A 26,198-nucleotide genomic window follows, 5' to 3' on the forward strand; every position below is an offset into this window, starting at 1 on the left:
CTGCGCCGAGCCGCCTCTCCTGAAAGGGCACGTCCATGCGCAAGACCCCCACCAGAGCCTCCCGTACCCCCCGCCTGCGCGCCGCCCTCGTCGCGGTCGCCGTCGCCGCCGTCACCGGCGCGACCCTGGCCGGCAGCCCGGCCTCCGCGTCCTCCGGCTCCGCGCCGGCCACCGACACGACCCAGTTCAAGGGCGTGAACTGGGCCGACCCGCGGGACAACTTCGCCGACGACCTGCTCCAGCTGTCCGGGCTGTCGACGACGGACACCTACCGGCAGACCTACGCGAAGGCGACGCGCATCATCGCGGCGTTCCGCGCGAACCTCGGTGCCAACACCGTGCGGCTGCCCATCAACCCGTACACGGTCAACGGCGCCTACTGGAAGTCCTACCGCGGTGTCATCGACGCGGCCTCTGACCAGGGCTTCAAGGTCATCGTCTCCTACTGGGAGGGCACGGGCGCCCAGAAGGACGGCTACATCGACGACACGGCCACGTACTGGCCGATGTGGGACACCGTCGTCAAGGCGTACAAGAACGACAAGCACGTCTACTTCGAGCCGATGAACGAGCCGCACGGCTACACCGACACCGAGTGGGCCGACATCGCCGCGAAGTGGCTGTCGACGTACTCGAAGGTCCCGCGCAACCGGGTCTTCGTCAGCGGTGCCGGCTACAACGACCACGTCACCACGGTCTGCGCCGACCCGCGCCTGAAGGGCACGTACCTCTCCCTGCACCACTACGGGTTCTGGAAGGACTACGCGACCTACGACCAGTGGGTGGCCGACCTGAAGGTGCGCATCGGCGACTGTGCGAACCGGACGGTCGCGGACGAGTTCGGCGCTCCGATGACGACCGGCCTGAACTACAACGTGAAGACGCCGGACGACAACTTCGTCAACTACGTCCAGGCCGTCACCGACACCTTCCGTGAGCTGAAGATGGGCTCCGTGTACTGGCCGGGTCTGCGCACCGACGACACGTACTCGATCCAGACCCTCACCGGCACCACCGCCCGTCCCTGGCTGGCCACCACCAACCAGTCCGGCGCCGACCGCCTCGCCTGGGCCTGGGGCCACGGCAAGCCCGTCAAGGGCTGAGACGGTCGAGGGCTGAGACGGTCGAGGGCTGAGACGGTCGAGGGCTGAGACCGCCAAGGGGCCACGAGCGACAGCGACGGCCGCGACGGAAAGGCCGCGACAGTCAGGGCTGAAACCCCGGGCTGAAGTCGTCGGCGACCGGAGGCCGGCGGTCAGAGGCCGGCAGTCGGCGGTCAGAGGCCGGCGGTCGGCGGTCGGCGGTCGGCGGTCAGAACTGCCGCAGCCGCAACCGCAACCGAGACAGACCAGGTGTGACCATCTCCCCGTGATCGGCCCCAGGCAGCGGCCCCCACCGCGCCTCGCCGACCGATCACCGCCACGGGGCCCGCCGACCCGAGGGCCGGCGGGCCCCACGCGCGTCTACGACCTGTCCTGGACCGTCGGCTCCCCGCCGGTACCCGCGTCCACGTGGTCGGCGACGAGCTCGGCGAACTCGTCCGGCGCGGCGAGACGGATCCCGAGGGTTTCGGCCTTGGCCCGCTTGGACCCGGCGCCTTCCCCGGCGACGACCAGGCTGGTCTTCTTGGAGACACTGGAGGAGGAGCGGCCGCCGGCACGTTCGATGAGCTCGTTCATCTGGTTGCGGCTGAGCTTCTCCAGTACTCCGGTCATCGCCCCGGTGACGACCACGGTCATCCCGGCCAGCGGCCCGGCACCAACGTCCTGCGCGCCTTCCCCGCCACCGGCGCCGTCGGCCGCGTCGGTCCCGTCGGGCGTCGCCGGGGCGGGCGGGGTGGCGCCGGGCTCGGTCATGTTCACGCCGGCGGCGACGAGTCTGTCGATGAGCGGGGCCAGTTCGGCGAGCTCGGCGACGATGGACGGCGCCTTCTCCGTGCCGATGCCGTCGACCCGCTGGATCGCTTCGGCGTCGGCGGCGCGCAGGTGGTCCATGGTGGCGAAGTGGCGTGCGATACGGCGGGACATGGAGCGGCCCGTGCCGCGGACGCCGAGGGCGCACAGGACGCGGGACAGCGGTTGGTTCCTGGCCGTGGTGAGCGCGGTGAGGAGGTTGTCGGTGCTGGTCTCCCCCATCCGTTCCAGGCCGAGGAGCTGTTCGCGGGTGAGGGCGAACAGATCGGCCAGGTCGGCGACCAGGCCGGCTTCGACGAGTTGGACGACCCGGGTGTGGCCGAGGCCCTCGATGTCGAGCTGGTCGCGTCCGGCGGCGTAGGACAGGGAGGCGACGAGGTGGCAGTTGCGGCCGTTGACGCAGCGCCAGCGCTGTTCGCTGGTGTCGATGTCCGAGCCGCAGCGCGGGCACGCCTCGGGGAAGACGATGGGCTGTTCGTCGCCGGTGCGCAGATGGGCGACGGGCGCTTCGATGCGGGGGATGACGTCCCCGGCCCGGTGGACCATGACGTGGTCGCCCAGGCGCAGGTCGCGGCGGGTGATGTCGGACGGGTTGTGAAGGGTGGCGTAGGTGATGGTGGAGCCGTCGATCCGCACGGGTTCCAGGACGGCTCGGGGGGCGATGATGCCGGTCCGGCCCACGTTCCACTCCACGGCGAGCAGCCGGGTGATCTTCTCGACGGCGGGCAGTTTGTAGGCGGTCGCCCAGCGCGGGGCCCGCGAACCCGATCCGGCGGCCAGCTGGTCGGCGGCCAGGTCGGCCTTGACGACGATCCCGTCGATCCCGAAGGGCAGCGAGGCCCGCAACGCGGCGATCTCGGTGACGCGGGCCAGCACCTCCTCGGCCGTGCTCGCGGTGATGCCGGGCACGGCCGTCGCCGCGGTGGTGTGCACGCCGTACGCGCCGGCCCGGATCATGAGGTCGCTGTGCGCGCTCTCCTCGAGCAGCGCGGCCAGCGCGGGATCGGTGTCTTCCAGGGGCAGCAGACCGTAGCCGAAGAAGGTCATGGGCACGGTGTAGGCGCGTTCCCTGGCGCGCAGGGTGCCCGCCGCGGCGTTGCGCGGGTTGGCGAAGGGTGCGCCGCCGTGCGCGGTGCGTACCTCGTTGGCGTGCTCGAACTGGGCGGTCGTCATCAGGACTTCGCCGCGCACCTCGACCGTGACCGGTTCCGACAGTACGGCCGGCAGGCCCTCGACGGTGCCGATGGCGTGCGAGACGTCCTCCCCGGCCGTCCCGTCGCCGCGGGTGATCAGCCGCGTCAGACGGCCGCGGGTGTAACGGGCCGCGATCGCCAGACCGTCCAGCTTCGGCTCGACACTGAACGGGGTGACTTCATGGCCGACGCGCCGGGCGAGCGAGGCGGTCCACGCGGTGAACTCCTCCGGGGAGAAAACGTTGTCCAGGCTCAGCATGGCTCTCGTGTGCGGGACATCGCCCTTCACCGCTCCGCCTGCGACCTTCCCGGTCGGCGAGTCGGGCAGCACCTGCTCCGGGTGCTCGTCCTCCCACGCCGCGATGGAGCGGACCAGCCGGTCGTAGGCGTCGTCGTCCAGCACCGAAGTGCCACCGGCGTAGTAGGCGGCCGACGCCCGCACCGCATCCTCGATCGCCTGCGCGTAGGCGACGGCATCCTCGATCACTGCACCGGGTGTTGTCATGCCTCACATCCTGCCTGCCACCACTGACAACGCCCGGGACGATGCGGGCGGACCGGGCTTCCAGGAGCACAGGGGCGACCGCCCCGGGCCTCGATACGCCGTTGATCCACTCGCCGTCCACCCCGTAGGTTCCGGGGGCATGACGAACGTGACGAACGTACGGGTCGGTGTCATGTACGACCGCGACTGGGCGCCCGAGGACCTGCCCGGGTTCGCGCGGCGGGCCGAGGCGCTCGGGGTGGACGACCTGTGGGTGGTCGAGGACCTCGGCTGGAACGGTGGGGTGTCGGCGGCGGCCGTGGCGCTGGGGGCGACCGAGCGGTTGCGGGTGGGCATCGGGATCACACCCGCCCCGTTGCGCAGCCCGGCGCTGCTGGCGATGGAACTGGCCACGCTGGCCCGGGTGTTCCCCGGGCGGCTGGTGGCCGGGATCGGGCACGGGGTGCGGGAGTGGATGGAGTCGGTCGGCGTCGCCCCCCGGTCGCCGCTGGCCCTCCTGGAGGAGACGATCACCTCGGTGCGCGCACTGCTGCGCGGTGAGCGGGTCGAATTGGAGGGCCGCGAAGTGCGCCTGGACGGCGTGAAGTTGGTGCATCCGCCGGTCCAGGTGCCGCCGGTGGTGGCGGGCGTGGTCCGCGCCCGCTCCCTCGAACTGTCCGGCCGGGTCGCGGACGGCACCCTGATCGCCGAGGGCCACGGCCCGCAGGACCTGGAGAACACGAGGACCCTCACCGCCAAGGGCGGGGCCGGCCCCGAACACACGCTGACCGTGCTGTCCTTCGCGTGCGTGGGCGACGATCCGAGCCAGGTCGCGCGGATCCTGCACCCGCACACCGAGGGCCACGGAGCCTGGCTCGGCCGTCCCCAGGAGGAGGTGTTCACCGTGTCGGGCACCGCCGCGCAGGCCGTCGGCGACATCCACGCCCTGGCGGCCGCCGGTGCCGACACCGTCGTCCTGCGCGTCGTCGGCCCCGAGCCGCTGCGCCAGCTCGAAGCCGTACTGACGGCCTTCCGTCCCAGCCGTGCTGACGGCCTTCCGTCGCTGAACGGGTGAGCCGCGTGCCACCGTCCAGCAGCGCCGGAGGTACGGCCGTGACCCGCCCCGGCGACGACGAACTCGTCCGCCAACTGGAGTGGTCCTCCGGCCCCCGGTGAGCGGCTCGGGTGCCGAATCGCCCCAACTCCCCCAGCGGCAGGACAACTTACCGGGATGTCCGGTGGGACGCTCGCTACGATCCTCGGCGTGTGCGCAAACATCATGGTCGCCGAAGACGACGCGAAGCAGGCAGAACTGGTGCGCCGCTACCTCGAGCACGAGGGACACGCGGTCACGGTCGTCGAGGACGGCCGTGCGGCTCTCGAGGAGGTCCGGCACCGGGAACCCGACCTGATCGTCCTCGATGTGATGATGCCCCGGGCCGACGGCCTCGACGTGGTGCGGATCCTACGTGCGGAGGACCGTGAGATACCGGTCCTGATGCTGACGGCCCGCAGTACCGAGGACGATCTCCTGCTCGGGCTGGATCTCGGCGCCGACGACTACATGACCAAGCCGTTCAGCCCACGTGAGCTGGTGGCCCGGGTACGCACGCTGCTGCGCCGCGACCGGCGTACGAGGACCGGGATCTCCGCCCCCGCCGCCGACTTCGTGACCGTGCCCGGCCCCGCGCCCGGCCCCTTGCCCGGCCTCGCGCCCGCGCCCGTGTCCGTCCCGGCCGACGAGGCGCTGACGGTCGGCACGCTGAGGATCGACCCCGTCCGGCACGAGGTGTCGGTGGGCGGGACACCGGTCGTGTGCACGCCCGGCGAGTTCCGCATCCTCGCCGCCATGGCGGCGGAACCCGACCGGGTCTTCACCAGGCAGCGGCTCCTGGCGGAGCTGCACGGCTTCGACAAGTACATCAGCGGCCGCACCGTCGACGTACATGTCATGCATCTGCGCAAGAAGATCGAACGGGCGCCGCGACGGCCGGTCCGGCTGCTCACCATGTTCGGCGTCGGCTACAAGCTGACCGACCCCGCGAAGGGGGCCCGCCGTGCGTCGTCATGACGAACGGACGAAGCGCATGAAGGGGATGAAGCGGCCGCGACCGCCGCTGCGCAAGAGCCTGCTGGGCCGGATGCTGACCGTCTCCGCGCTGGTGGCGTCGTGCTCGGTCGCCGCCACCGCCTGGCTCGCCGTGCAGACGACCTCCGTCGCGATCCGCCAGGAGCAGGGACGCAACCTCAGTGCCGACGCAAAAATCTACAACACCCTGCTGGGTTACGCGGCCGGCCATCCCGACTGGGCGGGCGCCGACGGCACCGTGCGCGATCTGGCCCGGGAGTCCGGACGCCGGATCGTACTGACCACCGAGGACCGGCGACCGCTCCTGGACTCCGCCGCCGGCACCTCGCCCGCCGCCTCGCTGCCACGGCAGGCGTCGGCGGTCCTCGACCCGCTGTCGGTCGACACCGTGCTGGTGCCCGACGCCGTCCCGGTCGGCACGGACCGCGTCGATCCACGGGCCGTGGGGCCGTTCCTGCTGCCGGCGAAGGAACGTACGGTCCTGCGCAGGGCCACTGCCCGGAGCACGGAGTGCCTGGCGGGGATGGGCATCGCCGCGGACGTCGTCGACAGCCCCAGCGGGCGGCCCTGGGTCCGGTTCGTGAGCGACAATACCGACCGTGAACGGGAGTTGAAGTGTCTGGCCGTCGGCGGGGCCGGTACCACCGCGACCGAGGAGAAGGCGCTGCGCGCCCTCGGGCAACTCGCCGACGCGTGCCTGAAGCGGCAGGGCCGCACGGGCGTGAAGCTGACCCTGGACCTGTCCTGGGACCGGGGATACGGACAGGGAGGTGCGGAGACCGGCTCGGCGGCGCCGGTCCCCGTGCCCGAGTCCGGCATCTCCGACGAAGAGGCGATCAAGCGGCGGATGGACGAGGAGGCGGCGGCAGCGGCGGGCGTTCCGGCCGACCGCAGGACGCGGGCCCGTGACAGCGGGTACGACCGGGCCGTGGCGGCCTGTGTCGGCAGCGCCCGGCGTGAACAACTCACGGCCTATGTCGCCGCGCCCACCCTGCTGTTCATCGACGGCCCCGGCGCCGTCAGCGCGGCCGGCCTCGACCTCTCGCCGGCCAACACCGCGCGCATCGCCGGTGTCACGGCCCTCGTCCTCGCTCTCACCGTAGGCGCCTCGGTGATCGCCGGGACCCGGCTCGTACGGCCGCTGCACGCGCTCACCGGCGCCGCTCAGCGGATGCGGGACGGCCTGGACTCGGCGCCCGTGCCGGTCGGCCCGGACAACGAGATCGGACGGCTGGCGGCGGCCTTCAACGACATGGCCGCACACCGGACCCGGCTCGAGGAACAGCGCAAGGTGATGGTCAGCGACGTCGCCCACGAGTTGCGCACCCCGCTGAGCAACATCCGCGGCTGGCTGGAGGCCGCGCACGACGGTCTGGCCGAGCCGGACCCGGCGTTCGTCTCCTCGCTCCTCGACGAGGCGATACAGCTCCAGCACCTCATCAACGATCTCCAGGACCTGGGGGCGGCCGACGCGGGCGCGCTGCGGCTGCACCGGGAGCCGATGTCCGTCGACGACCTGCTCGGCCAGGTCGCCGCGGCACACCAGGGGCCGGCCGAGACCGGGGGCGTGACCCTGGAGGTCTCCAAGGCGCCCGGCTCCCCTCCTGCGCCGCCCATCGAGGCCGACCCGGTCCGGCTGCGCCAGGCGGTCAGCAACCTGCTCTCCAACGCCGTACGCCACACCCCGGCCGGCGGCAGGGTGACGCTGCGTTCGTACGTCACGGAGGCCGGGGACGAGGTGGCCGTCGAGGTGGCCGACACCGGTAGCGGCATCCCGGCGGTCGACGTGCCGCATGTGTTCGACCGCTTCTGGCGGGCGGAGAAGTCCCGTAACCGCAGCACCGGCGGCAGCGGCCTCGGGCTGGCGATCGTGCTCAAGCTCGCCGAGGCACACGGGGGCACGGCAAGCGTGGTGAGCACCGAAGGACAGGGCTCGGTCTTCACCCTGCGGCTGCCGGCCCTGCCCGCCGCGCCCGGCCTGTCCGCCCTGTCCGCCCTGCCCGCCCTGCCCGCCGTGCCCGCGGTACCCGCGGTACCCGCGGTGCCCGGCCTGTCCGCCCTGTCCGGCCTGCCCGGCGGGGACACCGGTCGGCGGACGGACGGCGAGGAAACCACAGGCCGCCCTTGAGGCGACGCCCCCATCACCCCTGACCTGACCCCCTGGCCCGCCGACCCGACCACTCGGTGCCCCCGACGACTCGACGACTCGACGAGCCTGCGGCCTGGCGACCCGACGGCCCGACGGCCCGACGCATCAATGGCCTGACGCCTCGATGACTCGATGACTCGATGACTCGATGACTCGATGACCATGAGCCTCTGACAGCTTCTTCACAAGTGGCGGCCAGTCTTCGGCCAAGCCTGGTCACCGTGGCCGGGCTGGAACTGGAGTCACACATGTCCCGCCGTCTCACCCTGCGTTTCGCCGTACTGACCGCCCTCGCGGGCGGCGTGATGCTCGCCCCCGCCACCGCGGCCTTCGCCGACGACCCGACCCCGGCGGCGAGCGCGACGACGGCCGAAGACTCGGCCGTGGCCAAGAGGAAGGCCGAAGCCGACAAGGTGACCAAGGCGAAGAAGGCGAAGGAGGACGCGGCGGTCGCGGCCAGGAAGGCCGAGGCCGCCAAGGGGCTGCCGCGGGGCGGCGTAGCCGCGGGCGAGGCCGTGGCCGACGGCGGGAACAGCGGCGCCGGCACCACCGCTCTCGCCGGTTCGGCCGCCGGCGCCCTGCTTCTCGCCGGCGCGGGCACCTACGTCATACGCCGCCGCACGGCCGACCGACGCAACGGCTGACCCCGCACAAATCCCGACCGGCACAACGTGGCGCCGCCCCTCAACGGGCGGCGCCTGCGCGTATCGCCGTGGCCTACCGCACATCACCGCGAACCGCTGCGCATCACCGTCACACCCCGCCGTCCGCCGTCCGCCGTCCGCCGTTCAGCGTCTGAAGTCCGCCGTCCGCCGTCCGCCGTTTTCCGTCTGCCGTCCGGGGTCCGCCGTCCGCCGTTCGCCGTCTGGGGTCCGCCGTCCGCCGTCCACCGTTCGCCGTCCGACCCCGGCCAGGCCGTCCACCACGCGCGGCCCGACCCACCGCCGCTTACGCACCAACCCTGCTCTGGAGCCCGTCGTGTCCCCTGCACCCCGTCCGGTACGGCCCCGCGTCGCCACCCCGCCGGCCGTCGGCCACCTCACCGGCCTCACCCGAGGCACCCAACTCGCCCACCTCACCCGCCTCACCCACCTCACCCGCCTCGCCCTCGCCGTACCCGTGACCCTGGCCGTCCTCACGGGTTGCTCGTCCGACCCCGGGAAGGCCTCCGACGTGGCCGCCCCGGCCTCCGCCGGCACCTCGGCCTCCCCCGCCGCCGTGGGCACCCCCGCGTCCGGCGGCGCCCCGCGGACCGAGCGGCTCCCCGCCCCCGCCAAGGTGTCCATCCCCTCGATCGGGATCAGCAGTTCCCTGATGAAACTGGGTCTCAACACGGACGGCACCGTGGAGGTCCCACCGGCCGAAAGGGGCATGACCGCGGGCTGGTACACCGGCGGTGCCGTGCCCGGTGAGCCCGGTGCCGCCGTCATCATCGGCCACAACGACACCCGGTTCGGCAAGGCCGTCTTCCACGACCTCAACAAGATCGCCAAGGGTGCGGACATCACCGTCACCGACCGGCAGGGAAAAGCGGCGCACTTCTCCGTCACGAGCACCGAGAGCGTCAGCAAGAGCGCCTTCCCCACCAAGAGGGTCTACGGCCCGACAGGGGACCGCGCCCTGCGGCTGATCACCTGCGACGGCGACTTCGACGCGCAGGGGCACCCGGTGAACAACCTCATCGTCTACGCGACGCTGAGCTGAGACCGACGCTGAACTTGAGAACGACGCTGAACTTGAGACCCGCGCCGAGCTGAGACCGGCACGCGATTCGACGGGCGGCCCAGCCCGCACACCGCGTCCGAGGGAACCGGCGGCGTGCGAGGTGCGTCGCTACGACCGCCGGGCACATCACCGGCCCGTGTTGACGGCCGACGTTGTGACCGCTCACACTGAGAGGATGGATGTGACCGGTCACACACGCCCCGGCAGCCCCTCGGACCCCGGACAGGGACCGCGCAAGGCCGCCAGCATCCGGGACGTCGCTCAGGTCGCGGGCGTCTCGTACCAGACGGTTTCGAGGGTCATCAACGGTCACCCGAACGTCCGCGAGGAGACCCGAAAACGGGTCGAGGCGGCCATCGAGACGCTGGGATTCCGGCGCAACCCCACAGCGTTCGCGCTGGCCGGCGGCGTGACCCGGGCGGTCACCGTCCTGACGTCGAACACGACCCTCTACGGCTACGCGGCCACCCTCCAGGGCCTGGAGGAAGCGGCCCGCGCCGCGGGCTACTCGCTGGGCGTGAAGTTGCTGACGCCCGAGGACGACCTGGACCGCACCATCTCCTCGGCCGCGGCCGACGGTGGCGGACTGATGGTCATCGGCTTCGACCGGCTCGCCGCCGCGGCTCTGGACCGGGTCCCGGAGAACGTGCCGTGCGCCGCGGTCGTCGAAGCGCCGTCCCACGGGCGGACACCTCCCCGTCCGGCCGTCTGAGCGGACGACCGTGAAGCGGCCCGCACCGCCACCGCGCACCTGCTGGAACTCGGGCACCGGACGGTTCACTACGTGGCGATCCCCACCTCGGGGGGCACGGACACCCGGCGCTCGGAAGGCCCACGGGCGCAGGGCTGGCGAGGGGCCCTGGAGGCGGCCGGCATCAACCCGACCGAACCCCACGGCGGCAAGGGCTGGGACGCGCAGGTCGGTTACGACCAGGGACGGGCACTCGCCGGCGACCCGGGCGTCACGGCGATCCTGTGCGGCAACGACGATCTGGCGCTGGGCGTGCTGCGCGCTCTGCACCACGCGGGGCGGTCGGTGCCGGGGGACGTCAGCGTCCTCGGCTTCGACGACGCCCCGCACTCGGGGTTCGTCACCCCCTCCCTCACCACCGTCCGGATGGACTTCCAGGGCCTGGGCCGCGACGCCTTCGCACTCCTGCGGGCCCAGCTGGAGTCCGGCTACCGGCCCCCCGCTCCGACGTTCGCAGGCACGGAGCTGATCCTCCGCGAAAGCTCGGGCCCGGCGCCCGCGTGACTCCGTCGGCCATCGCCGCGCCGGAAACGGCGGGGCTTCTGCGTGGGACGACGGGGCTTCGCGTGAGCCCTCAGGTGCTTCACGCGCTTTTGGCTGATCGCCTGCGACGACGGCGACTTCACAGGGATGAAGCCTTCCGAAGCCGCAGCGCGCTCAGTTCCGAACTCGCGGCTGGCCGACGACGGGGACGGACCCGCCGCGACTATGCTCGTCAGCGCGAGGCGCCTGGTTCTCGATTCCGGCCAGGGTCGTCCTCCGAATCACTGGGCACGGTCCTGGCAGACCGCGCCGGCGGCCGGTAGTGACGGCCGCCTGTACCGGTGGGGCTTCGCCGTTCCGGGGTCAGAGTCGGGGCGGCGGAGCGACCGACGTGGCGGACCGCCGACCGTGGAGCAGTGCACGCACCGCCGCCCGGCTCGTCCCGCCCCGCCCCATAGCTACCTGGTCGGATGCCGGTCACAGCTCCGCGGACAGCGGGTTCAGGAACGTCAGCACGGAGGCGTCCTCCTCGATCAGCGGGACGAGGACGTCGTTGAAGGGGCCGCCGTACGGGGCGTTGAGGTGCGCTTGGAAGGCGTCCTCGTCCCGGTACACCTCGAAGATCCAGAAGGCGCGCGGGTCGGCTTCCCTGGTGTAGACGTCGAAGGCGATGTTGCCCTCTTCCTCGCGCACCTTGAGGGCGTAGTCGCCGATCAGGCGGGCGACCTCGTCCTGCGCTCCCTCACGGGCGGTGAACTCGGCGAGCAGGGTCTTCTTCACGGTCTCGTGTCCTTGTCAGTCGCGGACGTCACCTGTGGCCGTGGCCGAGGTGCCGGACCACGCGATCCGGCCGGCAGGTGACGCCCTGGTCGCCGTTCGGTCGTCCACTCCGCCGACCAGGGGTGATGCCATGTCATCGTTGACTTATGTCATCGATGACATCGAGTGGCCCGATGATGAACGACATCCTGCCGACGCGTCAACGGTTCCGGCGGAATCGTCCGTCGGGGCCCGCCCGGCCGGCCAGGACGGTCAGGCGCCGCCGGCGGCCGTGAGGTCTGCCAACTGGTCCCGCCACGGCGGATTCGGACCGGCGACCGAGCAGGTCAGCGCCGCGACCCGGGCGCCGAACCGGCAGGCTTCCGCGACGTCGTCGAGACCGAGTCCGGCCAGCCGGCCACCGAGAAGTCCACGGGAGCCGAGCTGGTGCAGCAGCCCGGCGGTGAAGGAGTCCCCCGCGCCGACCGTGTCGACGACCCGCGTGGCCACCGCGGGCACCCGCAGCCGTTCGCCGTCGAGCGAGGCCAGGGCGCCGTCGTCGCCGAGCGTGATCACGACGAGCCGCACCCCGGCGGCATGCCAGGTGTCGCACGCCTGCTCGGGCGGGGTGCCCGGCAGGAGGAGTTCCAGGTCGTCCCCGCTCAGGCGCAGGATGTCGGCGAGAGCGCACCAGCGCGCCAACCGGGCGCGGTAGGCCTCGGGGCGCACCAGCAGCGGCCGGACGTTGGGGTCGATGCTGATGGTGGCCCGCGGGGCCGCCGCCGCCAGGAACTCCTCCACCACCGCCCCGCCGGGCTCACGGACCAACGCCAGCGACCCGGTGTGCACGCAGGCCGTCCCGGACAGATCCACCCTCGCCAGTTCGCCCGGAGTCCACTGCCAGTCGGCCGTGTTCTGCGCATGGAACGAGAACGCCGCCTGCCCGGTGGCGTCCAGTTCCGCCACGGCCAGCGTGCTGGGTTCGGCGGCGGCGACGGCGTACGACAGGTCCACACCGGACGCCTCGAGATGGGCCCTGAACAGGCGGCCGAACACATCGCCTGACAGACGCGCGAGGAAGCGGGCCGGCGTCCCGAGCCGGGCCAGGGCGACCGCGGTGTTCGCGGGCCCGCCGCCCGGCAGCACCCGCAGAGCGAGTTCGTTCGAGGCGTTTGCCGGTTCCGTGAAGGCGTCCGCGACGCACTCTCCCAGAACGGTGATCTGACGCGTGCTCATGGGCTGCTCTCTCTCGAAAGGCTCGGAAGGCTCGAAAGGCTCGGAAGGCTCGAAAGGCTCCGAAGGCTCGGAGGGCTCGAGGGGCTCGACGGGCTCGACGGGCTCGGAAAGGACTGAAAGGACTGGGAAAGACCGGGCGAAGGGGCGGCGCAAAGTCGGCAATGCGGCGGCGTGGTGGCACGGTCGTTGACCGGCCGCGTGGAGACGACGGCTGCCGACGTTGCCGATTTGTGACGGGTGGAAGGCATTGACGTTGCCGGGATCCGGAGTCCATCATCCTGGCCAGGCAGTGTCAACGATGACATAAGTCAACGATGACACCCCGGGCAGCACGCTCTGATCCCAACCCCGTGCCGCTCGCTATCCCACAGGAGTCGATCATGTCTCGCACCACTCGTCTGTCCTCGTCCCTCCTCAGAGCCGCCGCGGTCACGGGCGTCGCGGCCCTCACCCTGACGGCCTGCGGTTCCGGCTCCGGCTCGGGCTCCTCGAGCTCCGGCTCGGACGAGGTCAAGGTCGGTCTGATCACCAAGACCGACACCAACCCGTTCTTCGTGAAGATGAAGGAGGGCGCGGAGAAGGCGGCCAAGGAGAACGGTGCCCAACTGTCCACCGCGGCAGGGAAGTTCGACGGGGACAACGCCGGGCAGGTCACCGCGATCGAGAACATGGTCGCCGCCGGGGTGAAGGGCATCCTGATCACCCCGAGCGACTCCAAGGCGATCGTGCCCGCGATCCAGAAGGCCCGCGCCAAGGGTGTTCTGGTCATCGCGCTGGACACCCCGACCGAGCCGGAGAGCGCGGTCGACGCCCTTTTCGCCACCGACAACCTCAAGGCCGGCCAGCTGATCGGCGAGTACGCCAAGGCTGCCATGAAGGGCAAGACGGCGAAGATCGCCGCCCTCGACCTGGCGCCGGGCGTCTCCGTCGGCGTCCAGCGGCACAACGGTTTCCTGAAGGGCTTCGGCGCCACCGAAAAGGACGTCGTGTGCGCCCAGGACACCGGCGGCGACCAGGCCAAGGGCCAGACCGCGATGGAGAACTGTCTGCAGAAGTCGCCCGGGATCAACGTCGTCTACACCATCAACGAACCGGCGGCCCTCGGTGCGTACACCGCGCTGAAGGCCAAGGGCCGGGAGAAGGACGTCCTGATCGTCTCCGTCGACGGCGGCTGCACCGGCACCCAGGCCGTCAAGGACGGCAAGATCGCCGCGACTTCGCAGCAGTACCCGCTGAAGATGGCCGCCGAGGGCGTGAAGGCCGTCGTGACGTACGCCAAGGACGGCAAGAAGGCGTCCGGCTACACCGACACGGGCGTCACGCTGATCACCGACAAGGCGCAGGACGGGGTCACCTCGAAGGACACCGGCTACGGCCTGGAGAACTGCTGGGGCTGAGCCGCCCCCTGGGACCGTGAACACGACACCGCCACTCCCCTCGGCGGGGCGGTCACCCCAGCCCTCCCCCGACGGGGAACGACCGCCCCCTCGTCCCGGCGACGGACCTGACGCCGTCGCCTTGGGGGGCGAGGACTTCGGCTCCCGCCCTCGGGACGCGAGGGCTACGGTTCCCGCCCCCGGGGCGCGAGGGCCACGGCTCCCGTCCCCGCACGGCAGGGACTTCGGCGCCCGCCCCGGACGACGACGACTTCGGCTCCCGTTATCGGTTGCGGGGCTCGGCTCCCGCCGTCCGGTTGCGGGGATCGGCTCCTCCCGCCGTCCGGTTGGGGGGCTCGGCTTTCCCCCGCCGCCCGGCTACCGGGCTGGGCTCCCGTCGCCGACGGCGGGAGCTCATGCCCTCGCCCCCGTCGGCAGGGAGTACCGCTTCCGCCCCCGACAAGGACATCTGTCTTCCGACAAGGATTTCGCATGACAGCCACGACCACGCCGTACTCGGAGCTCAAAGCACCGACCACGGCCCGCAGACTGCTCACGGCGCCGACCACCGGACCCCTGGTCGCCCTCCTCCTGGCCTGCGCCTTCTTCTCCTTCTCGACCGACCAGTTCCTGACCGGCGGGAACTTCTCGCTGATCGTGCAGCAGGTCATGGTCGTGGGCACCCTCGCCATCGGACAGACCCTGATCATCCTGACGGCGGGGATCGACCTGTCGTGCGGGGCGGTGATGGCGTTCGGCAGCATCGTGATCGCCAAGATGGCGGCCGAGGGCTCCGTCCCGCCGCTCGTCGCGATCACGCTGGGCCTGGTCGTCTGCGGCGGCTTCGGCCTGCTCAACGGGCTGCTGGTGCAGAAGATCCCGCTGCCTCCGTTCATCGTGACCCTCGGCATGCTCAACGTGGCGTTCGCGCTGACCCACATCTACTCCGAGGAGCAGACGGTCACCAGCCTGCCCGGCTCGCTGACCGCCCTCGGGGAGACCTTCCCCCTCGGCCACACCGACATCACCTACGGCTCCCTGGTCACCATCGCCCTGTTCCTCCTCCTCGCCTACGCGCTGAGCAGCACCGGCTGGGGCCGGCACGTCTACGCCCTGGGCAACAGCGCCGAGGCGGCCCGGCTGAACGGCATCCGTACCTCCCGCCTCACCATCGGCATCTACACCGTGGCCGGTCTGCTGTACGGCATCGCCGCCCTGCTGCTCATCTCCCGCACCGGGGTCGGCGATCCCCAGGCCGGGCAGACCGACAACCTCGACAGCATCACCGCCGTGGTCCTCGGCGGCACGAGCCTGTTCGGTGGCCGCGGCTCGGTCCTGGGCACCTTCATCGGTGTCCTCATCGTCGGTGTGTTCCGCAACGGACTCCAGCTGATGGGCGTCGCCTCCATCTACCAGACCCTGATCACCGGCGTCCTGGTGATCCTCGCGGTGACCGTCGACCAGATCTCCCGGAGGAAGGCCCGATGACCGCCACCACCGCCCTCACGCCCGTTCTGCAGGCCCGCGGCCTGGTCAAGCGGTACGGCCAGGTCACCGCCATCGACGGCGCCGACTTCGACCTGCTCCCCGGCGAGGTCCTCGCCGTCATCGGCGACAACGGCGCCGGCAAGACCAGCCTGATCAAGGCCCTCACCGGCGCGGTGGTCCCCGACGCGGGGGAGATACGGCTCAACGGTGAACCCATCACCTTCTCCGGTCCGCAGAGCGCCCGCGCCCACGGCATCGAGACGGTGTATCAGGACCTCGCCGTGGCCGCCTCGATGGACATCGCCTCGAACATGTTCCTCGGCCGGGAGCTGCGCCGCCCCGGCGTCCTCGGCAGTGTCTTCCGCATGCTGGACAAGAAGCGCATGCGCCAGGAGGCGGCCGAGCACATGGCCGACCTGAAGATCGGCCTGCGCTCGCTGACACAGTCGGTGGAGACGCTCTCCGGCGGACAGCGCCAGGCCGTGGCGGTCGCCCGCTCCGTCGCCTGGGCCAGCAGCGTCGTCGTCATGGACGAACCCACCGCCGCCCTGGGCGTCAAGGAGTCCGGCCAGGTTCTCGACCTGATCCGGCGCGTCCGGGACAAGGGCATGCCGGTCGTTCTGATCAGCCACAACATGCCCCACGTCTTCGAGATCGCCGACCGGATCCACGTGCACCGCCTCGGCCGGCGCGCCGCCGTGATCAAGCCCTCCGACTACTCCATGGCCGAGGTCGTCGCCATCATGACCGGCGCTCTCACCGTGGACGAGGCCGGAGATACTGTCGTAGCGGACTCGGAGGCCGCGAAGGCCGCCGGAGTCCAGGCCACCTGACAGCACGAACCCGCTCTCGCGGATTCCGGCCGAGGCCGCGGCCGGAACCGAGAGCCCTCAGGAGACGGTTTCCTCCATGGCAGCGAACCGCCGCCCTACCCTGGCCGACGTCGCCCGAGAAGTCGGCGTCAGCGCCAAGACGGTCTCCCGGGTCCTCAACGAGGACGGGCCCGCCTCCGCGCAGACCAGGGAACAGGTACTGGCCGCAGTGGCCAAGCTCGGCTTCCAGCCGAACCTCATGGCCCGCAACATCCGCGTCGGCGGCCCGGACACCACCATCGGCCTGGTCATTCCCGACCTCGCCAACCCCTTCTTCGGAGCCGTGGCCCGCGCCATCGAGGACACCGTCCGCGAGCGCGGACTGACCCTGCTCATGGGCTCCTCCGCGGACGACCCCGAGCGCGAACGCGCCCTGACGGACAAGTTCCTCGCCCGCCGGGTCAGCATCCTGATGGTCGTCCCGTCCGTCGGCGCCGACCACACCCACCTCAGGTCCCACCGCACGGCGGGACTACCCGTGATCTTCCTGGACCGCCCCGGAGTCGGCCTGCTGACGGACAGCATCGTCAGCTCCAACCGCGCCGGAGCCCACGACGGCGTCGCCCACCTCGTCGCCCACGGCCACCGGCGCATCGGCTTCGTCGGCGACCTGCCCCCGAAGCTGTACACCCGGCGCGAACGGCTGGCCGGCTACCGCTCGGCGCTGGAGGCGGCCGGCATCCCCCAGGACCGCGCGCTCGTCACCAACGCCCACGACCAGCGGGGCGCCGAGGCCGCGACCGCCCAGCTCCTCGGCCTGGCCGATCCTCCCACCGCCCTCTTCGCCGGCAACAACATCATGGCGCTGGGGATAGTCGCCGAACTGGCCCGCAGCAGGCGCAAGCAGGTGGCCGTCGTCGCCTTCGACGACGTATCGCTGGCCGAGGCACTCGAACCGGCCCTGACCGTCGTCGCCCAGGACCCGGAAGAACTCGGCAGAGCCGCCGCGACCACCGCCCTGACCCGACTCGACGGCGACCGCACCCGAACCCGCACCATCACCGTCCCCACCCGCCTGATCGTCCGAGGCTCGGGCGAACTCCCCGTCCCTGCACTCCTCCAGGAGGCCTGAGCGCTGGGCCGGGGAGGTCGGCCTGACGACCGGCCGTCCCGCGCCGGGGTATCCCGGATACGGGAGCGGGCAGCCATTCGTGCCCGCGCCGGTCACCCGCTCGGTCGGGGCGGTGACCAGCACTCGACCCCGCCCGCCCGCGCCGGGGCTTTCGGGCGGGGGAGGCGGCTCCGTGGTGGCTCAGTACGGGTCGGTCTCGCCGTCGGTCGTCACGTCGAAGGTGTTGAGGAAGTTGGTGACGAGCTGGTAGAAGCCGACCGTGATGACGAGGTCGGCGAGCTGATTCACGGTCAGGAACTCCAGCGCTTCCGCGCGCTCGGTGTCGCTCAGGGTGTGCCGGGCTAGCAGACGGTCCGTGCAGCGGAGGATCAACGCCTCCTCCTGCGGCAGCCCCTCCGTGGAACCGGTCGCTGCGGCGGCGATCGCGGCCTGGCTCAGGCCGACCAGACGGCTGAGGTTCTGGTGGTGGTGGACCTCGTACGGCGCCCGGTGGGCGTGGCCGACGCGCACGATGGCGAGCTCGCGCCACTGGTCCGGGAGCGAGTTGTTCTGGAAGATCGCGTCACTCATCTTCAGGAGGCCGGGGGCGAGTCCGGGCGAGTGCATGATCATGCGGTAGACGTTGAGCGACCCGCGTTCGACGACGGCATCCCGCAGTTCCGCCGGCAGGTCCGACAGGTCGGGGTACTCCATGGTGGACTCCTTCGTCCGGGGCGGATCGGCCCAACTTCCGGATGGGATCGGTACCTTCCCACTGTGCCGCGAGGACACGGAGCACCGCGAGGACCTCACCGCGGTCGGCCGCTCGGCGCTTGCGCGACCCCCCGCGCGGGGCGCCGTGGACGCCGCCCTCCGCGGCACCCGCACAGTGCGCCGCGCACGCACGCTCCATGCGTCCGGCGCGCCGAACTTCGGCACGGTAGTTCGAACGGACCATCTCCGTCCGGGCTTTGCCCAGTCCTGGCTCTCTGCCGACTGATCCATGTACTCGAATTTGCCGTCGCCTTGCCCTGACAAGGATCAGGGCGGTGACGTCGTCCGCGGTTGCGGATATGCGACGGAGCGATCTCCCCGCGATCCAGACGTGCAAAGGTGCGGATCATTTCAGCAGGTCACCGGCCCAGCCGCGGCCGGATCTTCTCCCGTTCCAGCAACGTTCAATTCACCGTTCCTGTGAGCGCTTTATGCAGTCCCTAAGGTCCCTGAAGGCTTCGAGAGAAGGGACCCATGGACACACTCCTTTCAGTCCGGGCTCGCGGGATCGGCAAATGCTTTGGTGACGTCGTCGCACTCGACGGAATCGACCTTGACGTGATGCAGGGTCAGATACACGGCCTGGTGGGCCCGAACGGCGCCGGCAAGACGACGTTGCTCGGCCTCCTGCTGGGTCTGGCCGTCGCCGACAGCGGCCGGCTGGAAATCCTGGGTACGCCGACCGGCCGGACCCTCGCCGCTCCCGACGGTGTGGCCGGCTTCGTGGACGGGCCGGGGCTCTACCCCTCGCTCACCGCCAGGCAGAACCTCGCCGCCCTGGCCGCCCTCCGCGGCAACGACGCGCGGACAGAGGCGCGGGTGACGGGAATCGACGACGTGCTCGACCAGGTCGGGCTCACCGATGTCGCCGACGACCGGACCCGCGGCTTCTCCCTGGGAATGCGTCAGCGGCTCGGGCTCGCCGCCGCCCTGCTCACCAAGCCCCGGCTGCTCGTGCTCGACGAGCCTTCCAACGGTCTCGACCCGGCCGGCAAAAGGCACGTACACGGCGTCCTCGAAAGACTCGCGGCCGACGGGACCAGCGTCGTGCTCTCGAGTCATCGGATGGACGACCTGGAGGCCCTGTGCTCCGAGGTCACGATCCTCGCGACCGGACGGGTGGTGTTCTCCGGACCGTTGAGCAAGCTGGCCGCCGAGAACCGTGAGCTGGGCTACCGGTTGCTCACCTCCGACGCCGAGGCCGCCCGCCGGGTGGCCTCCGACACGGCCGGCATCCACCTCGTCGACGACGCCGGGTCCCGGCACGGGGCCTTCGAGGGACGGCTCGTCGTACGCGCCCTGGTGCCCGCTCTCGACGAACTGGTGGTGCGACTCGTCCGGGCGGGCATCGCGGTGCGCGAGCTCGCCCCGGTGGTGTCGCCGCTGGAGGCAGCCTTCCTCGCCCTCACCGAGCGGCGGGAGGACGGCGGATGACCGCGGCCATGGCCCTCGACCGCGCCACCGCCCGCCGGGTCACGGTGGTGCGCGGCTACCGCTTCGAGCTGGTCAAGCTGCTCTCGCAGTGGCGGATCCGGTTGCTCGTCCTGGCCTGCTGGATCACGCCGGCGCTGTTCGTCGCCGCGGTGAGCGAGCAGAGCACGCTCCCCTCCGACACCCTCTTCGGCCGCTGGATGCACGCCACGGGGTGGGCCGGACCGCTGGTGATCCTCGGTTTCGCGGGAACCTGGGCGCTCCCGCTGCTGACCTCGGTGGTCGCGGGCGACGTGTTCGCCTCCGAGGACCGGCTCGGCACCTGGCGCCATCTGCTCGTCGCGGTCCGGTCGCCTCGGCGGATCTTCGCGGCGAAGGTACTGGCCGGCCTCAGCGTCATCCTGCTGCTCGTGACCGGGCTGGCCTGTTCCGGCACGCTCGGCGGGATCGTGACGGTCGGCAACCGGCCGCTGGTCGGCCTCGACGGCCACCTGCTGGCGCCGGCGGACGCCGCCGGGAGGGTCTTCCTCGCCTGGGCCTGCGTGCTCGCCCCGACCCTGGCCCTCGCCGCGATCGGGTTCCTCGGGTCGGTCGCGCTCGGACGGTCCCCGATGGGGCTGCTGCTGCCCGCGCTCGTCGCGCTCGCGATGCAGGTCGCCCAGATGCTGCCGCTGCCCGTCGCCCTGCGCCTCGCCCTGCCCGGTCATGCCTTCATCGCCTGGAACGGCCTGTTCACCGGCCCGGCGCAGATCGGCCCGCTCCTGATCGGCATCGCTGTCAGCCTGACCTGGGCGGTCTCCGCGACCGCGCTGGCCCGACTGCTGTTCCTGCGGCGCGACTTCACCAACGCCACCTACGACGGCTCGGGGCACCGCGCGATCGCCCTCGGACTCCTGCCGCTGGTCGGACTGTTCGCCCTCACGGTCACGGTCGTCGCCGTGACGACACCGTCCATGGGCTCGGGAATCCGGCAGGACAAGGTACAGCGGTCCCTCGCCACGGCATTCGCCCACCTCTACCGCCTGCAGACCGAGCAGCTCCACCGTCCCGCCGTCACCGAGGCGCAGCTGCGGGCCACGGCGGCGTGCACCAAGAGCGCCGGCCGAGGCGCCCAGGAGGGGCCGGGCAACGACTGGCGTTGCGTCGTGACCTGGCGTCTCCCCGGCGTCCCGGTCGCGGGGACCGCCGTCTACCAGCTCGACATCGGCTCGGACGGGCGGTTCGTGGCCGACGGCGACGGTCCGAAGGAAGTCAACGGCTACTTCCTGGTGCGGACTTCGACCGAGGACGCCCCCAACCCGCTCTGGCAGATCGACGGCAGCGTCGAACTGCTCGACACCACCTCGGAGGGATAGTTCCATGCAGGTAACACGGCAGCGCCGGGTCAGGGAGAAGCAGTGGGTCAGCCTCTTCGGCAGACGCGTCGGCCGCCGGACCACGCTGGTGACGGCGGGCATCGCGGTCGCCCTCGGCGTCACGGGCACCGCGGTCGCCTCGACGCACCGGTTCGGCACCGAGCAGGTCGGCCAGAGCACCGCCGACGGCCAGGTCGTCTCCAGCGACCAGTACATCAAGCCGTACGGCAGCCGCACCCTCATCGACGACGGCAAGATCATGTCGTCCTCGGTCAGTCCGGACGGCGGCCATCTCGCCGCCTCGATCACCGACGGTGACGCGTCCCTGGTCGTCATGGACCTCAAGACCGGAGAGGTGAAGCAGCGCGTCGGCACCTCCTCGGCGGACGACCTGAAGATCGGCAGCGGTGCCGTCGGGCAGGAGGGCCCGACGTACTCGCCCGACGGCTCGCAGCTGTGGCTGGGCCAGAGCAACGGCTACACCAGGTTCACCGTGAACGCGGACGGCACCCTCTCCCACCCGACGGCCGTCCCCATTCCGGCCGACGGCTCCAAGCACGCCCTCGTGGGCGCGGCCGTGTTCTCGGCCGACGGCTCCACCGTGTACTCCGCGGTCAACGGCCAGAACCGGGTGGTCGCCATCGACGCGGCGACCGGGACCGTCAGGCAGAGCTGGGCCGTGGGCAACGCCCCCCGCGGTATCGCCCTGGCCGGGAACAAGCTCTACGTCGGCAACGAGGGCGGGCGTCCGGCCAGGGCCGGCGACACCACGATGAACTCCTACGGCACCCAGGTGCCGGCCGACCCGAAGACCGGCGCGACCACCACCGGCACGGTCGGCGTCATCGACCTGGCGAACCCGTCCGCCGCCGTCAGGAGCATCGACGTCGGTCTGCACCCGACCGCGGTGTACGCCAGGAAGGGCGCGGTGTTCGTCACCAACACCGCCGACAACAACGTGTCGGTCATCGACACCCGCAAGGACGAGGTCGTCCAGACCATCGCCACCCAGCCGTGGCCGGAGGCGTCGGTCGGCTACGAGCCCGACGCGGTGACGCTCACCGACGACGGTCATCTGCTGGTGACGCTGGGCCGCGCCGACGCGGTCGCCGTCTACCGGTACAAGTCCGCCCAGGAGCCCGCCAGTTACATCGGCCTGCTCCCCACGGACTACTTCCCCGCCGAGATCACAGCCGTGGGCGGGAAGGTGGTGATCTCCCACACCCGTGGCATCGACGCCCGCCGCCCCGACAGCGCCGGCCACGGCACCCACGACACGACGTCGAGCCTGACGCAGTTCACGCTGCCGGACGACAGTGTCATCCGGGCTCAGACGGCCAGGGTCTTCCGGCAGAACGGCTGGACGCCCGGCTCGGTCACCTCGGCCAGGGGCAAGAGCCGCGCCCGGTCTGCGCCGGTCCCGGCGCGGCTCGGCGACCCCTCGACGATCAAGCACGTCTTCCTGCTCGTCAAGGAGAACCGGACCTACGACCAGGTCCTCGGTGACCTGCCGCAGGGCGACGGCGACCCTTCGCTCACCCAGTTCGGCGAGAACGTGACGCCGAACCAGCACGCACTGGCCGAGCAGTTCGGGCTGTACGACAACTTCTACGACATCGGCACGAACTCGGCCGAGGGCCACAACTGGCTGATGCAGGCCGACGACCCGGAGTACACCGAGTCCTCGGCCGGTGAGTACGCGCGCAGTTACGACACCGAGGACGATGCGCTCGGCCACCAGAAGTCCGGTTTCCTCTGGACCGGTGCGCAGGCGGCCGGCAAGTCGGTCAAGGACTTCGGCGAGTTCCAGTCGATCGAGAGCAAGCCGTCCGGTGCGACCTGGCAGAACCTGTACTGCGACGCCAAGAACATGGACGCGACGGGACAGGACACCGCCTACCCCATCCGGACAGGCTCGGCGATCCCCTCGCTCAACGAGGTGTCGGTGCCCGGTTTCCCGCTGTTCGACCTCACCGTCCCGGACGTCTACAAGTACCAGATCTGGAAGCAGGACTTCGAGAAGAACGGTCCGGCGAACCTGAACATGTTCTGGTTCTCCAACGACCACACCGGTGGCCCGGCGAGCCCGGCCGCCGAGGTCGCGGACAACGACCTCGCGGTCGGCAGGATGGTCGACGAGATCTCGCACAGCACGTACTGGAAGGACTCGGCGATCTTCGTCGTCGAGGACGATTCCCAGGCCGGTCTCGACCATGTCGACGGCCACCGCTCCCCGGTCCAGATCATCAGTCCCTGGGCTCAGCGCGGCAAGGTCGACAACCACTACTACTCGCAGATCACGATGATCCGCACCGTCGAGCAGATCCTCGGGATCCACCCGATGAACCAGAAGGACAGCGCGGCCACCCCGATGTCCGGGGCCTTCACCAGGAAGGCGGACGACGCGCCGTTCAAGGCGGTGGCCAACCGGACCTCGCTGACCGACGGGCTGAGCACCCAGCCCTCGTGCGGCGCGGACGTCCCGGCCCCGCAGGATCCCGACGCGGTGCCCGCGCCGACGACGAAGAAGGTGCCGGCGGACAGGCAGAAGGTCGCGGCGCAGTGGAAGACCTGGGAGTCGCACCAGCGGCTGACCGGCCCCGACGCCGTGCCCGACTACGCGAACCCCGTCCAGATGAACCGCCTCACGTGGTACGAGACGCACAACTGGAACAAGCCCTACCCGGGCGACAGCAAGATCTACGCGCCGAACGACGTGCCGGGCGCCTACCTCCCGTCGCCGGAGTCCGACGGCTGACCCCCGCCGATCACCACAGGGCCCCCTGGCCGGCGTCGACGCCGGCCAGGGGGCCGTTCCGATCCACGCCCCACGCCCCACGCCCCGCACGATGCGCGATGCGCCCGGGTCCGGACGATTTCCTGAACGTGGTCGGCGGGCGGGCAGGACCGGCCCCGCCCGACCGCGCGCTGCCGTCGCCCCAACCGGTCGTCGCGTCGGAAGAACCACTCCAGGGGCGCCCGGGACGAAGCCGGGACGGCCCTGCGCGTCCCGAACGGCCTCCCTGTCCGGAGTGCGATGCGCCCAGCCGCGGCGCACTCTTGTGGCAGGAGACCGAGGTGACGGCCCGGGCCCGGTGGGACCCGGTCGCTCGGGGGTCGTCGCGGGATCGGACAGGGGACGGCAGGACGCTGAAGCGGTCCGCTCCGTCGGGCGAGGGAGCCTTCCGTGAACGCCTGCCCGCCTGCTCGCCAGCCCGCCTGTCGCCGATCGCGGGATGGTCGGCGACCTCCGGACTGCCGCGCCGGCGTCGTCCGAGGGCCCGATCGACGGGTGGTGAGCAGCGCGACGAGGAAGAAGGGAACAGCTCCGGTGGCTGAAGCGGATACCTCGGGACGCCCGTCCGGTGCGACGCGCGGCGTGCTGGTCCCACTCGCCCTGGCCCAGTTCATCTGCAGCTTCGCCGGCTCGAACATGAACGTGATGATCAACGACATCAGCGAGGACCTGGACACGACCGTGCAGGGAGTGCAGCTCGCGATCACGATCTTCCTCCTGGTCATGGCGGCGCTGATGATCCCGGGCGGCAAGGTCACCGACCGCTACGGCCGCAAGCGGTGCTTCCTGGCCGGTCTCGCCGTGTACGGCGTCGGCGCCCTGCTGAGCGCGGCCGCCCCGGGCCTGGGCGTCCTCATCCTCGGCAACTCGATCCTCGAAGGTGTCGGCACGGCGCTGCTCATCCCGCCCGTCTACATCCTCACGACGCTCCTCTTCACGGAAGTGACCTCACGTGCCCGCGCGTTCGGGGCCGTCATGGCGCTGGGAGGAATCGGCGCGGCCGCGGGACCGCTCCTCGGAGGACTCATCACGTCCGCCATCAGCTGGCGGGCCGCCTTCGTGTTCCAGGCCCTGGTGATCGCATCGATCATCATCCTGAGCCGCCGGATCAGGGACCCCCTGCCACCGGATCCCACGCGCCACTTCGACACCGCCGGAGCGGTCCTCTCGGCCGTCGGCCTCATCCTCATCGTCATGGGGATCCTGGCAGCCGACAACAACGTCTGGCTGATGATCGGCCTGATCGTCCTCGGTGCGCTCGTACTGCTGTGGTTCTTCCGATCGGCACGTGCCAAGGAGAAGGCGGGCCAGGAGCCGCTCCTGTCGACGAGCCTGTTCCGCAACCGCACCTCCAACCTCGGCCTCGTCACGCAGAACATCCAGTGGCTGCTGCTCATGGGGACGTCGTTCGTCGTCGCGACCTATCTCCAGGTGGTACGCGGATACGACGCGATCCAGACCGGCGTGATCTTCACGGCCGCCACGCTCGGCCTGCTCACGTCGTCCCTGCCGGCCGAACGCCTGGCGAAGCGGTGGCCACAGCGCACCCTCATCGTGACGGGCTTCGTCGTGACGATCGCCGGAATCGGCGTCCTGCTGGCCCTGGCGAGCGGCTCTCCGAGCCCCTGGGCCTTCGCGCCCGGACTGCTGCTGATCGGCCTGGGACTCGGTCTGAGTCTGACCCCGTCGGTCAACGTGGTGCAGTCGAGCTTCCCCGACGAGCGGCAGGGCGAGATCTCGGGGCTGTCCCGCAGCGTGTCCAACCTCGGTTCCTCGCTCGGCACCGCGATCGCCGGCACCATCCTCGTCGCCGGCCTCACCACCCATGCCTACGGCGCCGCGATGATCACACTGGCGGTCCTCGGGCTCGGCGGTCTCGCCGCCGCGGTGTTCCTCCCCCGGAGCCTGGCGTCGAACACCACTCCTTCCCCGTCGCACGAACCCACGTGAGCTGTCTCCGCGTGACGTGTGCCCAGCCCACGTGAGGTGTGTCCAGCCCACGGTGGGCGAGGTACCACGGTGGGCGAGGTTCATGCGGGCTGCGGGTCAGCCCCGATCCGATGCGATCCGGTCTGATCCGGTCTGATCCGGTCCGGGGTCCGGGTCTGGTCCGGTCTGATCCGGTCCGGGGACCGCGGGCACTCTGCCGCCGACCGGGCCGCCCGGGCCGCCCGGTCGGCCCGGGTGGTGGCGGCCCTGTCTGTCGCGCCGGCCCTGTTCGTCGCGCCGGCAGGCCGCCGCGAGGGGCGACGCGCGTCCGCGGCGACAGGGC

Annotated in this window: 18 protein-coding genes and 1 pseudogene; 15 read left to right on the forward strand and 4 right to left on the reverse strand. The window is 71.2% G+C overall.

From position 1 onward, the window contains the following. The first annotated feature begins 35 nt into the window (after positions 1–35). A complete protein-coding gene (locus ACFWBB_RS22900; protein ID WP_385275426.1) occupies positions 36–1,103 on the forward strand; it encodes a glycoside hydrolase family 5 protein in 1,068 nt (355 codons plus the stop codon). 360 nt (positions 1,104–1,463) lie between these two features. On the opposite strand, the gene ligA is transcribed toward ACFWBB_RS22900, so the two are convergent. Continuing rightward, positions 1,464–3,611: an NAD-dependent DNA ligase LigA gene (gene ligA / locus ACFWBB_RS22905; RefSeq protein WP_385275429.1), complete on the reverse strand. Its 2,148-nt coding sequence runs from the start codon at positions 3,609–3,611 to the stop codon at positions 1,464–1,466. A 148-nt stretch (positions 3,612–3,759) separates the two neighbouring features. On the opposite strand from ligA, the gene ACFWBB_RS22910 reads away from it, so the two are divergent. From ACFWBB_RS22910 to ACFWBB_RS22935, 6 genes and pseudogenes are all read left to right on the forward strand, one after another. Continuing rightward, positions 3,760–4,665 carry an LLM class flavin-dependent oxidoreductase gene (locus tag ACFWBB_RS22910; protein ID WP_385275545.1) on the forward strand — a complete coding sequence of 302 codons (906 nt, stop codon included), beginning with the start codon at positions 3,760–3,762 and terminating at the stop codon, positions 4,663–4,665. A 204-nt stretch (positions 4,666–4,869) separates the two neighbouring features. Further along, positions 4,870–5,661, forward strand: coding sequence for a response regulator transcription factor (locus ACFWBB_RS22915; protein WP_385275548.1), 792 nt, complete (start codon positions 4,870–4,872; stop codon positions 5,659–5,661). 25 nt (positions 5,662–5,686) lie between these two features. Beyond that, positions 5,687–7,807, forward strand: coding sequence for a sensor histidine kinase (locus ACFWBB_RS22920; RefSeq protein WP_385275551.1), 2,121 nt, complete (start codon positions 5,687–5,689; stop codon positions 7,805–7,807). A 269-nt stretch (positions 7,808–8,076) separates the two neighbouring features. Next, positions 8,077–8,472, forward strand: coding sequence for a sortase-dependent protein (locus ACFWBB_RS22925; protein WP_385275432.1), 396 nt, complete (start codon positions 8,077–8,079; stop codon positions 8,470–8,472). A gap of 475 nt (positions 8,473–8,947) precedes the next feature. After that, a complete protein-coding gene (locus ACFWBB_RS22930; RefSeq protein WP_385275554.1) occupies positions 8,948–9,532 on the forward strand; it encodes a class F sortase in 585 nt (194 codons plus the stop codon). Positions 9,533–9,728: 196 nt separating this feature from the next. Beyond that, positions 9,729–10,808 (forward strand): annotated as a pseudogene (locus ACFWBB_RS22935) (LacI family DNA-binding transcriptional regulator). A gap of 456 nt (positions 10,809–11,264) precedes the next feature. Here the strand turns inward: ACFWBB_RS22935 and ACFWBB_RS22940 are convergent. Then, positions 11,265–11,567 (reverse strand): putative quinol monooxygenase, encoded by a 303-nt coding sequence (locus tag ACFWBB_RS22940; protein WP_385275435.1) that lies wholly within the window; start codon positions 11,565–11,567, stop codon positions 11,265–11,267. 252 nt (positions 11,568–11,819) lie between these two features. Continuing rightward, positions 11,820–12,782: a carbohydrate kinase gene (locus tag ACFWBB_RS22945; RefSeq protein ID WP_385275438.1), complete on the reverse strand. Its 963-nt coding sequence runs from the start codon at positions 12,780–12,782 to the stop codon at positions 11,820–11,822. Positions 12,783–13,162: 380 nt separating this feature from the next. On the opposite strand from ACFWBB_RS22945, the gene ACFWBB_RS22950 reads away from it, so the two are divergent. The 4 genes from ACFWBB_RS22950 (at position 13,163) to ACFWBB_RS22965 (ending at position 17,590) form a co-directional block, all read left to right on the forward strand. Then, the gene (locus ACFWBB_RS22950; RefSeq protein WP_385275441.1) at positions 13,163–14,179 is read left to right on the forward strand and encodes a sugar ABC transporter substrate-binding protein; all 1,017 of its coding nucleotides are present in this window, start codon (positions 13,163–13,165) and stop codon (positions 14,177–14,179) included. Positions 14,180–14,650: 471 nt separating this feature from the next. Beyond that, positions 14,651–15,646 carry an ABC transporter permease gene (locus ACFWBB_RS22955; RefSeq protein ID WP_385275444.1) on the forward strand — a complete coding sequence of 332 codons (996 nt, stop codon included), beginning with the start codon at positions 14,651–14,653 and terminating at the stop codon, positions 15,644–15,646. Beyond that, entirely contained in the window at positions 15,643–16,479 is an 837-nt protein-coding gene (locus ACFWBB_RS22960; protein ID WP_385275447.1) for an ATP-binding cassette domain-containing protein, read from the forward strand. Before ACFWBB_RS22955 ends, ACFWBB_RS22960 begins: the two co-directional genes overlap by 4 nt. A gap of 76 nt (positions 16,480–16,555) precedes the next feature. Then, complete coding sequence (locus ACFWBB_RS22965) at positions 16,556–17,590, forward strand: LacI family DNA-binding transcriptional regulator (protein ID WP_385275450.1); 1,035 nt, start codon at positions 16,556–16,558, stop codon at positions 17,588–17,590. A 180-nt stretch (positions 17,591–17,770) separates the two neighbouring features. Here ACFWBB_RS22965 and ACFWBB_RS22970 read toward each other — a convergent pair whose 3' ends face one another. Continuing rightward, positions 17,771–18,283: a carboxymuconolactone decarboxylase family protein gene (locus tag ACFWBB_RS22970; protein ID WP_385275453.1), complete on the reverse strand. Its 513-nt coding sequence runs from the start codon at positions 18,281–18,283 to the stop codon at positions 17,771–17,773. A gap of 534 nt (positions 18,284–18,817) precedes the next feature. Here ACFWBB_RS22970 and ACFWBB_RS22975 point away from each other — a divergent pair. The 4 genes from ACFWBB_RS22975 (at position 18,818) to ACFWBB_RS22990 (ending at position 25,876) form a co-directional block, all read left to right on the forward strand. Beyond that, a complete protein-coding gene (locus ACFWBB_RS22975; protein WP_385275456.1) occupies positions 18,818–19,777 on the forward strand; it encodes an ABC transporter ATP-binding protein in 960 nt (319 codons plus the stop codon). Next, entirely contained in the window at positions 19,774–21,129 is a 1,356-nt protein-coding gene (locus ACFWBB_RS22980; RefSeq protein ID WP_385275459.1) for an ABC transporter permease, read from the forward strand. The genes ACFWBB_RS22975 and ACFWBB_RS22980 overlap by 4 nt, the downstream gene beginning before the upstream one ends. 4 nt (positions 21,130–21,133) lie before the next feature. Next, the gene (locus tag ACFWBB_RS22985; protein WP_385275462.1) at positions 21,134–23,887 is read left to right on the forward strand and encodes a bifunctional YncE family protein/alkaline phosphatase family protein; all 2,754 of its coding nucleotides are present in this window, start codon (positions 21,134–21,136) and stop codon (positions 23,885–23,887) included. Positions 23,888–24,460: 573 nt separating this feature from the next. Beyond that, a complete protein-coding gene (locus tag ACFWBB_RS22990; RefSeq protein WP_385275465.1) occupies positions 24,461–25,876 on the forward strand; it encodes an MFS transporter in 1,416 nt (471 codons plus the stop codon). Positions 25,877–26,198: the final 322 nt, after the last annotated feature.

Origin of the sequence: Streptomyces sp. NPDC060000, from assembly GCF_042737375.1 — a bacterium.
Taxonomy (GTDB): Bacteria; Actinomycetota; Actinomycetes; order Streptomycetales; family Streptomycetaceae; genus Streptomyces.